Annotated in this window: 13 protein-coding genes; 3 read left to right on the forward strand and 10 right to left on the reverse strand. The window is 56.9% G+C overall.

Annotation, left to right across the window (positions count from 1 at the left end):
- Positions 1 to 126 precede the first annotated feature (126 nt).
- From H6G62_RS15310 to H6G62_RS15340, 6 genes are all read right to left on the reverse strand, one after another.
- The gene (locus tag H6G62_RS15310) at positions 127 to 357 is read right to left on the reverse strand and encodes a POTRA domain-containing protein (protein WP_190496649.1); all 231 of its coding nucleotides are present in this window, start codon (positions 355 to 357) and stop codon (positions 127 to 129) included.
- Positions 358 to 793: 436 nt separating this feature from the next.
- Positions 794 to 1,609 (reverse strand): DUF928 domain-containing protein, encoded by an 816-nt coding sequence (locus tag H6G62_RS15315; protein ID WP_190496651.1) that lies wholly within the window; start codon positions 1,607 to 1,609, stop codon positions 794 to 796.
- 14 nt (positions 1,610 to 1,623) lie between these two features.
- Entirely contained in the window at positions 1,624 to 3,255 is a 1,632-nt protein-coding gene (locus tag H6G62_RS15320) for a CHASE2 domain-containing protein (protein ID WP_190496653.1), read from the reverse strand.
- Positions 3,256 to 3,480: 225 nt separating this feature from the next.
- The gene (locus tag H6G62_RS15325; RefSeq protein WP_190496721.1) at positions 3,481 to 4,968 is read right to left on the reverse strand and encodes an ammonium transporter; all 1,488 of its coding nucleotides are present in this window, start codon (positions 4,966 to 4,968) and stop codon (positions 3,481 to 3,483) included.
- A 434-nt stretch (positions 4,969 to 5,402) separates the two neighbouring features.
- Positions 5,403 to 5,942, reverse strand: a complete 540-nt coding sequence (gene purE, locus H6G62_RS15335) for a 5-(carboxyamino)imidazole ribonucleotide mutase (protein WP_190496658.1) — start codon at positions 5,940 to 5,942, stop codon at positions 5,403 to 5,405.
- A 248-nt stretch (positions 5,943 to 6,190) separates the two neighbouring features.
- Positions 6,191 to 7,522, reverse strand: a complete 1,332-nt coding sequence (locus tag H6G62_RS15340) for an AAA family ATPase (RefSeq protein ID WP_190496660.1) — start codon at positions 7,520 to 7,522, stop codon at positions 6,191 to 6,193.
- A 287-nt stretch (positions 7,523 to 7,809) separates the two neighbouring features.
- On the opposite strand from H6G62_RS15340, the gene H6G62_RS15345 reads away from it, so the two are divergent.
- Together H6G62_RS15345 and H6G62_RS15350 are read left to right on the forward strand one after the other, a co-directional pair.
- Positions 7,810 to 7,947, forward strand: a complete 138-nt coding sequence (locus tag H6G62_RS15345; RefSeq protein WP_190496662.1) for a photosystem II reaction center protein K — start codon at positions 7,810 to 7,812, stop codon at positions 7,945 to 7,947.
- A 212-nt stretch (positions 7,948 to 8,159) separates the two neighbouring features.
- Positions 8,160 to 8,720 carry an FKBP-type peptidyl-prolyl cis-trans isomerase gene (locus H6G62_RS15350; protein WP_190496664.1) on the forward strand — a complete coding sequence of 187 codons (561 nt, stop codon included), beginning with the start codon at positions 8,160 to 8,162 and terminating at the stop codon, positions 8,718 to 8,720.
- Between the two features lie 151 nt (positions 8,721 to 8,871).
- Here H6G62_RS15350 and H6G62_RS15355 read toward each other — a convergent pair whose 3' ends face one another.
- Together H6G62_RS15355 and H6G62_RS15360 are read right to left on the reverse strand one after the other, a co-directional pair.
- Positions 8,872 to 9,363: a hypothetical protein gene (locus H6G62_RS15355; RefSeq protein ID WP_199325016.1), complete on the reverse strand. Its 492-nt coding sequence runs from the start codon at positions 9,361 to 9,363 to the stop codon at positions 8,872 to 8,874.
- Between the two features lie 419 nt (positions 9,364 to 9,782).
- Positions 9,783 to 10,601, reverse strand: a complete 819-nt coding sequence (locus H6G62_RS15360) for an MlaE family lipid ABC transporter permease subunit (protein ID WP_190496666.1) — start codon at positions 10,599 to 10,601, stop codon at positions 9,783 to 9,785.
- Between the two features lie 321 nt (positions 10,602 to 10,922).
- Here H6G62_RS15360 and H6G62_RS15365 point away from each other — a divergent pair, with 321 nt between their 5' ends.
- Entirely contained in the window at positions 10,923 to 11,249 is a 327-nt protein-coding gene (locus tag H6G62_RS15365; RefSeq protein ID WP_190496668.1) for a hypothetical protein, read from the forward strand.
- 46 nt (positions 11,250 to 11,295) lie between these two features.
- On the opposite strand, the gene H6G62_RS15370 is transcribed toward H6G62_RS15365, so the two are convergent.
- Both H6G62_RS15370 and H6G62_RS15375 read right to left on the reverse strand, forming a co-directional pair.
- Complete coding sequence (locus H6G62_RS15370) at positions 11,296 to 11,586, reverse strand: Precorrin-3B methylase (protein ID WP_190496669.1); 291 nt, start codon at positions 11,584 to 11,586, stop codon at positions 11,296 to 11,298.
- A gap of 59 nt (positions 11,587 to 11,645) precedes the next feature.
- A complete protein-coding gene (locus H6G62_RS15375; RefSeq protein ID WP_190496672.1) occupies positions 11,646 to 13,256 on the reverse strand; it encodes a serine/threonine-protein kinase in 1,611 nt (536 codons plus the stop codon).
- Between the last annotated feature and the right edge of the window lie 338 nt (positions 13,257 to 13,594).

Raw genomic sequence — 13,594 nt, forward strand, 5'->3', positions numbered from 1 at the left:
GTTCTAAGTGAAGCCATAAGGCAACGCTGATAAATTCATTTGAGTCACAACTGACACAGTGCGATGGAAGGGAAATTCCTGTCTCACTGTGTTCTTTTTTGAGACGGCAATTCCCTGAATGCTCGATTAATCGAGGTGCCCATTGGTAGTATTGCCATTTTCATCTACAAATCGTATTTCAATAGCTTCAATCACCCCTTCGACTACTTCTAACGTAACTACTCCTTGATCTGAGACGCGTGGTGCTGAAACAACGTGGGCCAAGACATAGCCGTTATTTTGGTACCACTGATTGATAGCGTCAAGACCAGCTTGAAAGTCAGCGGGATTAAAGGGTTTATTTTTTTTGATGTGCAAAAATTCGACTTACGACAGCCAAAGGTAATACTTGGTTTCCCACAATCTGAACATCTGTGAGAGTGACTTCCGGGGCTTCAATCGTTGGGGAATTGGGGACATCTTGACTCGGCAAGGGCATATCTTGGGCCAGATTTCGCCCTTCTAAGTCCTCCAAACGTACTGGATTGAGGTGGTGGTCTGAGATAAACGCCAGGGGTTGAAGACGGGGTTGGCGAAGTCGTGTTAATCCCGTTTGTAGGTGGGGTTGCATCACCCGTCGGGGGACTGACTCGACGGCTTGGGCGCATGGGGCGAGTAGGTAGCTGCTGGCCAAGAGCGAAACCATACCAAAGGGCTTGAGCCATGGCTGAAGTTGGCGGTGTTGGGGATTTTCTGGGGGCTGGGGCATGGCTGGAGATGGACAGAGAGGACAAGGTTAGCCAGGGACAGGAAATTAGTTTGGTTCTGGCAGGCTGGAGAGGTCGGGGCAGGTTTCGGTTAGGGCGGTAAGGCGGTCGGACTGGGCATAGACCTGGCACAGTAACCCATCCCACAGGAGCGAAAATCGTTGAGGGTTCGTGGTTTTAAGGGTGTTTAGGGTAGCCAGGAGATCGAACCAGTAGAGGGAGTCGGCGAGGACGGCGTAGGGGTTGGGGGCGGCGGCAAGCTGGGTGGCGAGGGCCGCAGACTCTTCGGCGGTGGCGCGTTGGATCCAGCCGTTGACGGTGGCATCGCCAGAGCGGTTGGTGGGGTTGCAGCGAATGGAGAAGACCCAGCGGTAGGTGCTTCCTGGAGAGAGGGGTGGCTCGGTTTCTGGCCAGGAAACGGCCATTAGTCCAGACTTTGGGGGGAGGATGATTTCGGTGGTGTAGAGGATGGTTTCGGCGGTGTCGATGAGGGCAAATTCCGCCCGGAGGCGACCGTTGCCTGCGTAGGGCACATAGAACCACCAGGTGGGGTGGCCTGTGAGGACGGGTTCTAGATAAGGCAAGCCTGTTTCGGCGGCGGTAGGCACTAGGGCCAGCAGTTCTTCGGTGGTGTAGAGGCAGCGATCATGATTGGCCCCGCCCCGCCCTGTGGAACCACTTCGTTGATTAGGGATGGAACGCCCCCGCAGCCGCTGCCAGGTGCGCACCCAAAAGCCTTCGGGCTGGGCACCTTGAGCATAGATCATTGGATCGGGTATGGGGTGGGGGTTGGCTAAGCTTGGAGAATTCGCAAGGCTCAGCCCTATCGCCATGGTAAAGAGTCCTAGCCATTGGTTTGTCATTACCCATGCATCCCTCAAGGTTTGATTTTGGAGTGATTAGAGCGGGTAAGCTGTAGCGTGGCCTCAGTATAAACCACAGTGCCTTGGGCCAGCACGAAGGCCACCATGGGCGGCACCATCGGTAACCAAAGAGCTACAGTGCCCATCGCCAAGCGGCTAGAAAGGTAAATGCCCAATAGTCCAGCCGCTAGCGATCCGGCGAGCCACCCAGGGCGATGTCGTCCTAGCAGACCGAACCCTCCGCCCAACAGGCTCCACAGCAAAATCCAGGCAAATTCGCCGACCCTTGTCCATACCCAAATTTGCCGCCGCTCCCCTAGGGCCAAACTGATCAGATGGTCAACCATGTGGGCATGGAGGGTAACGCCGAGTTCGTCGCCGTAGGGAGTTAAAAATCTATCGCTAATGCGGGTGTCGTCGGTAAGCCCTAGCAGCGCTACTTTGCCCTGAAACGCGGCAGGATCGAGCCGATTCTCTAGTAAATCGTAGAGGGACTTATGGGTAAAGGCGGCGCGGAGATCGTTCCCCGCTGGCTCTCGATAGTTGAGCATCAGTTCAAAGATACCAGGCTCGAGATCTTGGTAGCCACCATAGATAAAGCTGTAGGAACTTAGGCCGTTTAGGGTGGCCCGTCCCAGAAGCCAACGGTTGCGGCGAGACTCCAACACCCTAGAGAAGTCTGGCGGGGTGAAGGGGCCAAGGTCGGGGTGGTTAGCTTCCAAGTAGCCTAGGGCCATGAGGGTGCTAAAGGCTTGGGTTGAGGGGCAGGGTGGTGCGGTAACGGTATCGCCTAAACCATTGCTGACGATCTGTCGGCGCAGGACGTTTTCCCCTTCACCTTTCCTATGGATCGCAAAATTGCTAAAGCCCACGCGCTCTGGAGGAATGGCCTGGGGGTGGGGGGCTGGCACCGAATTTTCTTCGCCTGTGCGCCCCTGGTAGGGCTGAAGGTATAGGCCGTAGATCCTGCTGTGATCGGCGAGACCGGGGGCTTGAAAAATAGGCAAAACCGATGCGGACCACTGAGTCAGATCATCGGGCAGATACCAATCCACGCCGATAACACTGACACCATAGGCCTGTAGCTTTTGAATCGCAGCGGTGAGGGTGGCGTCGGATAGGGTCTCTGCCAGGTTTTTGGGTTCTTTGAGTTGCTCAGCGTCTACCACGGCCCGGTTTGCTTCTAACACAATGATGCGATCACTGCGTGGTTCCGCTGGCCTTGCGGTTAGCACATGGTCGTAGGCCATTAGCTCCAGGGGCTCGAAGGCTCCAAAAAAACGGACGACAGACACCAAGGAGGCCATGGCCAACCCACTCGCTAGGGCCAGCCCTCCTAATCGGGCTAAGAGCAGAGGTGTTTTTTGGGGTGGCAGTCGGTCAGGCGGAGGGGTGTCATCCTGGGGCGATGACAAATCGGCAACGACCGCCCATTTTTCCAGCGAAATCCTCAACGCCTCTAAACCGGGGCCAACGGGGCTATCTACCCAGGTCAGCAGTTCTGGCACTCGCTGCCCTTGGGGAGCCGTGGGAGGAGATACATTGCCCTTGGGTGGGTTGAGATCAAACAACAGCGCCTCAAATTGAGGCGGCGGCAAAGCCAAAAGAAGCTGGTAAAGGGCTGTTCGATCTAAGGGAGGAGACATACCTGTTAATGACGCACTGGGGCGACGTTGGCCATGTTGAAGGGAAGAGCGTTCGTTCAATCAATCGTTGTTCAACCAAACATCCGTAAAGCCCAATATCCGTGAAACCAATTTAAAACACGAAAGGGTTAAAGCACGAAAGGGTTAAAGCACGAAAGGGGTCAGCCGTAGCCAACCCCTCTCACCATGGAAGGTTAGGTTATCGAGAACCAAACCTCGTCAGAATTACATCATCCCGGCCATGTCAGTGGTGTCCTTGAGGAAACCGCTGTAGGCTTCCATGCCGTGTTCTCCGATGTCCAGACCCTTCATCTCCTCTTCGGGGGAGACCCGCAGACCCATGGTGGACTTCAGGACGAGCCAGAAGATACTGGACAGTACCACGGTAAAGAGGCCGACGGACAGGACGCCCACAAACTGAATGCCCAGTTGGGCAAGGCCACCGCCAAAGAACAAGCCACTGATGCCTTCGCCGCCTTGGGTGAAGTTGTTGGGGTTGGCAAACAGACCCACAGCCAAGGTTCCCCATGCGCCGCAGACGAGGTGGACGGAGGTGGCACCCACGGGGTCGTCAATTTTGATGCTGTCGAAGAAGCCCACGGCAAAGACGACCAGCACACCGCCGATCAACCCAGCCCAAAAGGCACCGCCGTAACCAAACACATAACAACCAGCGGTCACAGAGACCAGACCCGCTAGGATGCCGTTGATGGTCATGGACAGGTCAGGCTTGCCGCTCAAGCCCCAGGAGACGAAAGTTGCGGCCACACCGCCAGCCGCCGCCCCTAGGTTGGTGGTTACGGCAATATAGGGAACCGCCAAATCTGCCGCCAACTGAGAACCAGGGTTAAACCCAAACCAGCCCAGCCACAGAATCAAACAACCCAGGGTAGCAATGCTCAGGTTGTGACCCGGTAGCGCATTGACCTGCCCTTCGGCGTTATATTTGCCCATCCGGGGGCCAAGGAAAGCCGCCCCCATCAGCGCGGCCCAACCGCCCACGGAGTGAACAATGGTGGAACCCGCAAAATCGTGGAAGCCCAATTCAAGCAGCCAACCACCACCCCAGAGCCAGTGCCCGGTGATAGGATAGGCAATGGCGGTCAGCAGAATACTGAACACCAAGAAGTCCACAAATTTAATGCGCTCGGCCACGGCCCCAGACACAATGGTTGCCGCCGTACCCGCAAAGGCCACCTGGAATAGGAAGAAGGTGTCTTTGGAGAGGTTGAGACCATCCGGCCCCAGACCATACAGTTCAGGGGCACCGCCTAGGAAGAAGCTGCCCCAGCCAACGAAGGGATTACCATTGGCCCCGAACATGAGCGAGAAGCCAATGAACCAATAGCCCAGGGTTGCCAAGGCAAACACAATCAGGTTTTTAGTAAGAACGTTGACCGCATTTTTCTGGCGGGCAAATCCGGTTTCCACCATGGCAAACCCGGCGTTCATGAAAATCACCAGGAAGGCCGCGATGGTGACCCAAATGTTGTTGAGGACAACTTGCACATCCTCCGCCGTCAGTTCTTCCTGGGCATGGGCCGCAAAGCCCCAGGTGACCAGAATCGTGATGGCGAGGGGAATACAAGCTACCCAAGCCCAACTGCCAACCCGACCAAAGATCCGCTTCGCCGCTTGGTCAAAGGGCGGCACACTGGCAGTCCAGAAGGACGGCTTTGACCGCCTCCGGAACTTAGAACGATTTTTCAACATTAAATTAGACATCTTGACAGACGTTCCTTCAACACAATCAGACAGCAAACACGGCCTATCTGCCAAACAATCCAGCCAAAGCCAGACAGCGGCGTAGCAGACTTGGTAGGGGAGCCAACCATCTACGACTTAGTCAGTCCGTAGGCCAAACATGACGTAACCCAAGCAACTCCTTTGGAGCGGCCCATGCCACCCCTGAAAAGCCCACGCCTCATGGCCCAGTTGCCACAGCAACACCAGAGAGGACTGGCTTGCATCACCGCAACGTTACCGTAGCTTTACAGAACAAGATGATTCCATCAATTCTGAGGGCGTCAATCTGTATCAGGAAATACATATCACCCCAAAAGGAGGCGAAAGCATCGAGTTATTGCGCCTAGGATTGGGATTAAGACGGAATTCAGGGAAAAATTACGCCGTATTTCCGGTTAGCCCTAACGCTGGCCCATATTTTGTAGGTATCCCTGACTACCGAGGGTCTCGAGCTGGGCTTGTTTAGCCAGCACTTCGGCCTCTAACTGGCGACGATACTCGGCCACTTGATCCAGCAAATCCGGGCGATGGCAGGCCAAAATTTGCACCGCTAGCAGCCCCGCATTCTTGGCATTGCCAATGGCCACTGTCGCCACTGGGATCCCTCCCGGCATTTGCACAATGCTGTAGAGGGAATCTAGCCCCTGCATCGTGCGGCTGACCACGGGCACCCCCACCACGGGCAAGGGCGTTAGGGCGGCGACCATCCCCGGTAGGTGAGCGGCCCCTCCGGCTCCGGCAATAATCACCTTCAGCCCGCGCTCTCGCGCTGTTTGGGCGTATTTCACCATGTGCTCTGGGGTGCGGTGGGCCGACACAATCGCCACCTCGTAGGCCACCCCAAAGGCGTCACACACCTCCACCGCCGCCTGCATGGTGGGCAAATCCGAATCGCTGCCCATGATGATGCCAATTTCCGGCGTTGTCGTTGCTGTTGTCATTCGATGTACTTCCTAATGTATACAGTGTGCAGGGCTTTGGGCAAGGGCGAGACCTCCTTGCCCAAAGCCCACCCAGCCTGGGGGCACTCCTTGGCGATCATCCCGCTAAGAGTACTCCATGAAAAAACTATCCCTGTGTCATTGCCCCGTCGTCGTCAGGGGGCGTTTCTAACCGAACCGCTAACGCCTGTCGTTGCTCTGCAATGAAATGGCCTTATTAGTGCGCCCAATTAGTGCGCCCATGCCAATTATTGATGTAAGAACAATCGTTTGGCGGCGCGGGTAAAGGCAACGTAGCAGAGTTGATTGCGCTCGATGATGTTGCGGTTGGCCCCCATGGAGGGAATATCCACAAACACGTCTTGGAAGGTGGAGCCCTGGCTTTTGTGAATCGTGAGGCTGTAGGCATAGTCCACTTCGTGGAAGCGCTGGCGCAGATCCCAAAATTCCATCCAGCGTTTTTCCTTGGCCAGAACATCCAGCTTGGATTGAAATTCGCCCTGACCGGATTCGTGCAGAACGCGCAGGGTTTTGTAGTCGCCTTCCTCAGTTTCCACTTCTAAAATCCACACGGGCCATTCCCCCTCGCGCCCCCGTGCGGTGTAGATCACTTCACATTCGGCAGACGTCGAGAGTACCAGGGTCTCTTCGTTCAGACAGGGGTTGAGGGCGATCAGGCGTTCCCCGGAGACAAAACGGGGCGCGTTGGGCGGGTGCAGGGCGCGGCGAATCATACGGTTGAGATCGGCGACGCGGCGGTTGGTGTAGGCCAAGGCGCGGACTTGGTCGGGGTTGTCTTGGTAGCTGGGGCTGGTGAAGGCTCGGATCAGCAGCTTTTCCCAGGTGGGGCGGGGCAACACAAAGCAGCCCTCGGTATGGTCGGCGTTGCTGTCGGTTTGGAAGTGGGGTAAATGGGCGCGTTCCAGGTTGCGGCGCAGGTCTTCGGCAATCACACCAATGGCCCCGCCGTAGCGCACCACTTCCGTCAGTTCGCTGCGGTGCAGAATGTGGCGAAAACAGGCGGATTCCGGCTCCTTCACCGGGGGCAACTGAGCTGGGTCGCCCACAAACAAAATTTGGGTGCCGTGGTACAGGTTCGACACCGCACTCACCAGTAGTTCCCACAGTTCTTCGTTAACCATGGAGCATTCGTCCACAATCACCAGGCGATAGCGATCAAACTGGCTGCGCTGCTTTTGATCGATCTGGAACACCTGCCTGCCGTCCTCTTCGTTCACCACCGGACGCAGTCCTAGCAGCTTGCAGCAGGTCATGGCATCCACCTCCAGCCGCCACCGCGCCGCCATGGTCGCCAGCACTTTGGTTGCCTTGTTGCTAAAGGCCGTCAGCACAATAGGGCGATGATCCCCCCGCTGCCGCAAGCCCTGGATAAACGCCTGCAACAGGGTGGTTTTGCCCGTGCCTGCGTAGCCCGTCAGCAGGTACAGCCTTTCGGTGCCCGCCACAAAGTCATCCAGCGCCGCCAGTGCCCCCGCCTGATCGGGGGTGAGGTCCACCGTCCGATCCTGGGTTGATCGGCCAGAACGCTTAGGTTGGGACGTGGGTTGAGGCGGCACCATGGGCTTTGTGACGGAATACGGGCGGCAATGGAGGTTAGAACAATAAACAACACGGTACGGGATCGGCGGCCTCCCGTAGCTTGGCTACCCTCCGATTCTGTCCCTGTGGTCAGTATGCCCAGTTTCCGGACGAAATCGACCGTGGCCCTTGCCCCAGGATAGCGATCACAGCGTGATAAAATGCGTCATAATTCTGATACATTTCGATTGAAACCAGGGGCACGGGGTGTTTCCCTTCGTCAATCGGTTAGGTTCATTTGGCTGTGTAGAGAGAGGATTAACCGTTCATGGATGCTGTAATGCTGCTGGCTAAGCTACCCGAAGCCTATTCGCTGTTCGATCCCCTGGTAGATGTGCTGCCGATTATTCCCGTCTTTTTCCTGTTGCTGGCCTTTGTGTGGCAAGCGGCAGTGGGCTTCAAATAAGCTAGACCGAGCATGAAACCGGGCTTCACCTCTAGCTTTGTCTCCCAGAGCGTCAAGGATACGAGACTGAAGCCATCGTGGCTGAAAGAAGCTGTCATGACCCATGGCGGCTTTTTTTCGTATCGCCCGCTGATCTTGGGGGCAAACCAGCCCCATGACGTGTGATCCGGATATGATGATCCGGTCAATAGGCCATCCATGGGAGATCCATTGTGCGAGAGATTTTAATTAGCTTTGGAATTTTAGCAGTGTGCTGTGTGGTGCTGTTGGTGGCTAAAATCACCCCTGGCAACCAGGAGGCCATCGCCGCCAACCTAACGCCCCCCCCAGTGGCAGCAACGGCCCCTGCCGAAGCCCCCGTTCAACTTGCCCAGGCAGCGGCTGACCTCACCCCTAACGCTCCAGAATCCCCTGTAACCATGACCGATGAAACCCTAATTACCACGGAATCTGGTCTTCAATATGTTGACCTCGTGGAAGGCACCGGAGCTATGCCCCAGTCTGGCCAGCGGGTCACCGTCCACTACACGGGCACCCTGGAAGACGGTACCAAGTTCGATAGCTCCCGCGACCGGGGCCGACCCTTCACCTTCCAAATCGGCGTGGGCCAGGTGATTAAAGGCTGGGATGAAGGCGTGGCCACCATGCGCGTGGGCGGTCAACGCAAGCTGGTAATTCCATCGGAATTGGGCTATGGCTCCCGTGGAGCAGGCGGCGTCATTCCCCCCAATGCCACCCTGGTGTTTGATGTGGAACTGATCCGTATTGGTTAGGGGCTATCCAGGGCTGGGGGACATGGCTTCGCGAAGCCACCCTACCGCTTAAAAAAGCCCCCAGAAACCAAGTTTCTGGGGGCTTTATGGATAGAGAACGACGATCCGACGGATTGAGATCCTAGGGGTTCAGCCTCCTAGGGTGATTTTCTTAGAAGGTGTAGCCCAGGCCGATGGTGCCGTTCACTTGGCTGTTGCCGTAGATCGACCAGTTCACGGTGCCATTGGCCACCACTCGGTCGGTGATGCGGTAGTCTACACCGCCCGTAACCAGCGGGCCAACCGCCCCGGCCCCTTCGGTAGACACCGACACCCCACCGCCCACAAAGGGCAGCAGCCGACCGTTGTGGGTGATGGGATTGAAGTCGTAGGTGACGGGCAGCAGGAACACGGTTTCGCCGTTGGGTTCGCTGAAGTTGAGGTTAGACATCACCCCAGGGCGCACCGAGACCTGATCGGCCACGGTAATTTTGCTGTTAATGGACAACCCGAAATCACTGTTGCCCAGATCGCCAACGGCAACCCCAGCCCCCACGTAGTTAACGTCGGTGGGGCGTTCTTGGGCTTGGGCCGTGATGGGCAGGGCGACCATGGAAGCAGCGGTCAGACCTAGGGCGATAGCGGCGATAGAACGAGTTTTCATGGTAATTCTCCGAGGGCAAACTGTGTGTGTAGAAGGCCCGCCCAACCTGGCCTGAGTTCGCATCATGCGGTTGGGGCAGGGGCAGCGGTGAGGCCGATAGCGATTCCTTGTCTCACGCTGTAACCCTGTTGTAGCGCTGGGATCTGGGACGTCTTCTCACAGCCATGACACTTTCCGTAGTGGGTGATACACCACGACATTTCCTGGCTAGCCATTCGGCCTAAACCCCTTAAAAAAGCTGCATTTATGGCCCTTTTAGGCGTCTGTCTCTAAACGATGGTCGAGTCCGTAGAGGAGACCCAGGCCCGTGGTTCTCAGTCACCCGCGACAACTGGCACAGGGCACTGGCACACCTCAAGCCAGGTTTTCCCGGCCCGTCTAGGATCTCCCCAGCCAAGGCTAGTCCAACATTCGGCTGCTTAGCCAATGCCAGCGGTGGCAGAGGCTGAACCTAAAACCGCGCTCCCCGTGCCCTGGAACATCAGCCAAGACAGGAAGAAATTGCTGATAAAAATCGCCAGGAGTGCGGTGACTACGGCGGTCGTGGTGGATTGTCCTACGCCCTTGGCTCCGCCCGTGGTTGTGAGGCCCCAATTGGTGCCAATGACGGCAATTAGGATACCGAAGCAAAAGGCTTTGATTAAGGAACTCACCAAATCCCACACCGACAGAAAGTTTTTGGCCGAATCTAAAAAGACTGAGGTGGCAATCCCGTACTGGGTGGTGGCAATGATCAGCCCGCCCGTCATTCCGGTGAGGAAGGCTAGCACATTGAGCAGGGGCAACATCAGGGCACAGGCCAGGATGCGGGGAATCACCAGGTAATCAATGGGATCGGTTTTCAGCACATGGAGGGCGTCAATCTGCTCTGTGACGCGCATGGTACCAATTTCGGCGGCAAAGGCTGAACCCACCCGTCCGGCAATAATCACCGCCGTTAGCACCGGGCCAAGTTCGCGAGCGAGGGTGAGCGCCAACACGCCCCCCACAGCCGTGCCCGCGCCAAAGGTCAAAAACTCACGGGTCACCTGAATGGTAAACACCATGCCCACAAAGGCCGCCGTAATCAGGGCAATCAGCAACGACTCTGGCCCCACCGCCGCCATCTGGTCTAGAGTGTTGCGACGGTGGATGGGGCGCGAAATCAGATGCATCACCACCTGTCCCGTTAAAAACAGGGCCGCCAAAAGCCGCTGCCCCCACTGCCCCAAACTGGAACGTTCCGTCGCCTGTGCCACGCCTTTCCTCCCGTTGTGATGGGTGCTTGTGATGGATGCCTAATCGAACTGGATACCCGTGGATACCCGTCCTGGGTCCCCTTTCCAACACCATAGCTCCTCCCAGGATATCAGGCTGCCCCCACCGCCGTGAGGTTGCGAGGATGGTTACAGTTTCCTAAGGCGAGGCTGTCCCGTAGCTCACCCCTTTGCAACAATAGGCAGCGGTTTACAACGAGACGCTAACGAGCTTGAAGTTTTCTCACTGGTCTGGTTCATCTCCGGTTTGGCTGTTTAAGGTGTTAAAAGTTTCCATCCTTTCACCAACTGGGGTCTCAATCGGTGACGGCAAACCCAAAAACCATAACCGTTAGCACCAAGGGTCTTGGGCGCTACCTCCAGTCCCTCGCCATGACGGCGGTGGTCGCTGGGCTCCTCCCCGTGGTGATCGTGGGGGTGATCCTAGTCGGTCTTGGCCTTGCCCAAGCCTGTATGCCTGGGGGCAACCTAAACGCCCCATGGAGCCACCCCCTCATCGGTGTGCTGGCGGTACTCGGCAGCGGCGACCCCCGCCAGGGCCTCATCACCATGGGGGCTACTTCCAGCTTGGTAGGGATGTTGTTTGATACCTATACCTTTTATCACGGACGGCCCAGGGATCACCGTTAAGCCCCACTTCTCAAGCCCCTGCATGGCCATGGGTCTGGGGTGTAACCTAGAGGGGTTGGCGGTTGTGGCCTTTACCGGATCGGCCCTTGGCCTTGGGCGGGGTGCGGTGGGCTCCAAAATATTTCTCGCTGCGGTAGCGTAGCCACACCCGCAGGGTTTGGGGGATTTTGTCCTTTTGTTCCTTCGTCAGTTGGTGATACAGGGCGAGGGCTTTTTCGCGTTCCCCTCGACAGGCCGCGTTATTGTGGGCATCCCAATAGCTACGGGCCACCCGAATACGGCGACACACTTCTTTAACAAGGGCGTCCCCTGCCAGGGGATCAGAGGAGTTAGCCATGGTCATTGCCCGATGAATGCAGAAAGAACCCGTCGAAGAAACCGTAAATATCAGAGGAATCAGAGGATGCCGCGACGGCCATTGGGCAACACCGTAGACCAGTTGGTGCGGGCGGTGGACAGTTGTTCGTCGGTAACAAGGGCTCCGGTGAGATCGGATCCACAAAGGTTGGCTCCCCGCAGATTGGCATTGGAGAGACAAGCCTGGGTGAGGTTGGCCCCTCGCAGGTCGGCCCCCTCTAGATTGGCATAGTGGAAGTAGGCTTTGATCAGCTTGGTGTTGCGTAGGTTGGCCTTGGTGAGGCTGGCCCGCCCAAAGTTGGCATGACTTAGATCTGCCCCCTGGAAATTGGCGTTAGGCAGTTTGGACTGGTTGAAGTTAATGTCCGACAAGGCGGTACGCTGAACATCTAGGGTACTGAAGGTCTGAAGGGAGAAATCGCGCCGCCCCTTGGCATACTTTTGCTTCACTTCCTCAGAGGTCAACTGAAGACGAGCGGGCTGACGGGCGGAGGATGGCGTACCCGATTTGGGCGTGGCCGTGTGGGGAGAGGTGTGGCCCATCCCCGCCGAGGAAGCCCCCGACTGGCTGCTGCTGGCCCGTTCACGTCTGGCTCGAATGGCGGCGGCCATCCGGGCAGCGGAGGAGGCGGGTGACCGATCCTCATTGGCGGGGGAGAAGGCGGCATGGGGGCTAGTGTGGCCGTTCTGGGCGGGATTGAGATCCTTGGGCTGGCTGGGGGTGGCCATGTTTTGGGCCAAGCTGGCTAGGTAGGGCTCCAGATCGAGATCCCGCAGTACCGCCTCCGCCGATTGGTAGCGATGGCGTACGGAGATCTCCAACATTTTTTCTAGTACCTTGGCAAAGTGGTCGCTGACGTGAACTTTATCGCGCCAGAGCAATTCCCCCGTCATCGGGTCGTAGTTGAGATCCTTGGGCGCTTTGCCGGAGAGCAGATAAATGCAGGTTACCCCCAGGGCATAGATATCGCTGGCATAGACGGGGCGCATGGCCATTTGCTCTGGGGGGGCATAGCCCGGAGTGCCAATGGCGTAGGCGGTGAGGGCAGTTTGTTCAGAACTGGCGGCTTTGGCCGGGTTCACCTTATCCTTTACGGCCCCAAAGTCAATCAGCACCAGCTTTTTGTCCTGATCGCGGCGAATGATGTTGGCGGGCTTGATGTCTCGGTGAATGACGTGGTTGGAATGGACGAACTGGATCATGCCCAAAATTTCGCTGAGGAATTGCTTCACCCCAGCCTCGGTAAAGGGGCCACCCCGTTTCACCTCTTGCTGAAGGGTGGCTCCGTTGATAAATTCTTGCACCAGGAAAAATTCCTGTTCGATCTCAAAATAGTCGAGCAGGCGGGGTAGTTGGGGGTGGCTACCCAGTTTGCCAAGAATTTTGGCTTCCCGCTGAAACAAATCCCGCGCCATTTCGATGAGCTGCGCCGATTCGCTGGAGGGCAGCAGTTGTTTAATGACGCAGGGGGGCTTACCGGGCAGCATTTCATCCCGAGCTAGGAAGGTAGCCCCAAATCCGCCACGCCCCAAGGCTCGCAGTACCCGGTAACGATCCCGCAACAATAGGGCCGACCCACAGGCTTGACAGTGCGTCACGGTGGGCGGGTTCTTAGGTTGAGGGCAATCAGGATGAATACAGTAGCTCATGCGGACCCAGTGGGTGTGTCTCTCGGGGCCAGTGCGGGGGGATAGTGCCACCTTAACCCAATTATTCCCCCTTTCGGAGGGGGGTTATAGCATTCTCCCCAAGGGAAATATACTTTTATATAAAACGAGAAAGCCACTGTAAAAACTTGGTAAACCTGAACTTGATTTTATCCAATCAGGCGGCATGGCAAAGTGCCTCGGTCGAAGTATCGAAGATAGGGCGAGGGACGTAAGCGTACTCAACGTCATCTCGTGATGCCTGAAGAAGCTGGGAAGCCCATAGGTAGCGTCAGGGTTTTTAGCGCAGTATCGCAACCGTCGCGATGGACAAGGCCTGC

The sequence above is a fragment of the Phormidium sp. FACHB-1136 genome (assembly GCF_014697375.1).
Taxonomy (GTDB): Bacteria; Cyanobacteriota; Cyanobacteriia; order Phormidesmidales; family Phormidesmidaceae; genus Nodosilinea.

Excerpts from the sequence above, each read along its gene's own strand:
- H6G62_RS15315 (WP_190496651.1), bottom strand. The coding sequence starts at position 1,609 with ATGACAAACCAATGGCTAGGACTCTTTACCATGGCGATAGGGCTGAGC.
- H6G62_RS15320 (WP_190496653.1), bottom strand. The coding sequence starts at position 3,255 with ATGTCTCCTCCCTTAGATCGAACAGCCCTTTACCAGCTTCTTTTGGCT.
- H6G62_RS15325 (WP_190496721.1), bottom strand. The coding sequence starts at position 4,968 with ATGTTGAAAAATCGTTCTAAGTTCCGGAGGCGGTCAAAGCCGTCCTTC.
- purE (WP_190496658.1), bottom strand. The coding sequence starts at position 5,942 with ATGACAACAGCAACGACAACGCCGGAAATTGGCATCATCATGGGCAGC.
- H6G62_RS15340 (WP_190496660.1), bottom strand. The coding sequence starts at position 7,522 with ATGGTGCCGCCTCAACCCACGTCCCAACCTAAGCGTTCTGGCCGATCA.
- H6G62_RS15345 (WP_190496662.1), top strand. The coding sequence starts at position 7,810 with ATGGATGCTGTAATGCTGCTGGCTAAGCTACCCGAAGCCTATTCGCTG.
- H6G62_RS15355 (WP_199325016.1), bottom strand. The coding sequence starts at position 9,363 with ATGAAAACTCGTTCTATCGCCGCTATCGCCCTAGGTCTGACCGCTGCT.
- H6G62_RS15370 (WP_190496669.1), bottom strand. The coding sequence starts at position 11,586 with ATGGCTAACTCCTCTGATCCCCTGGCAGGGGACGCCCTTGTTAAAGAA.
- H6G62_RS15375 (WP_190496672.1), bottom strand. The coding sequence starts at position 13,256 with ATGAGCTACTGTATTCATCCTGATTGCCCTCAACCTAAGAACCCGCCC.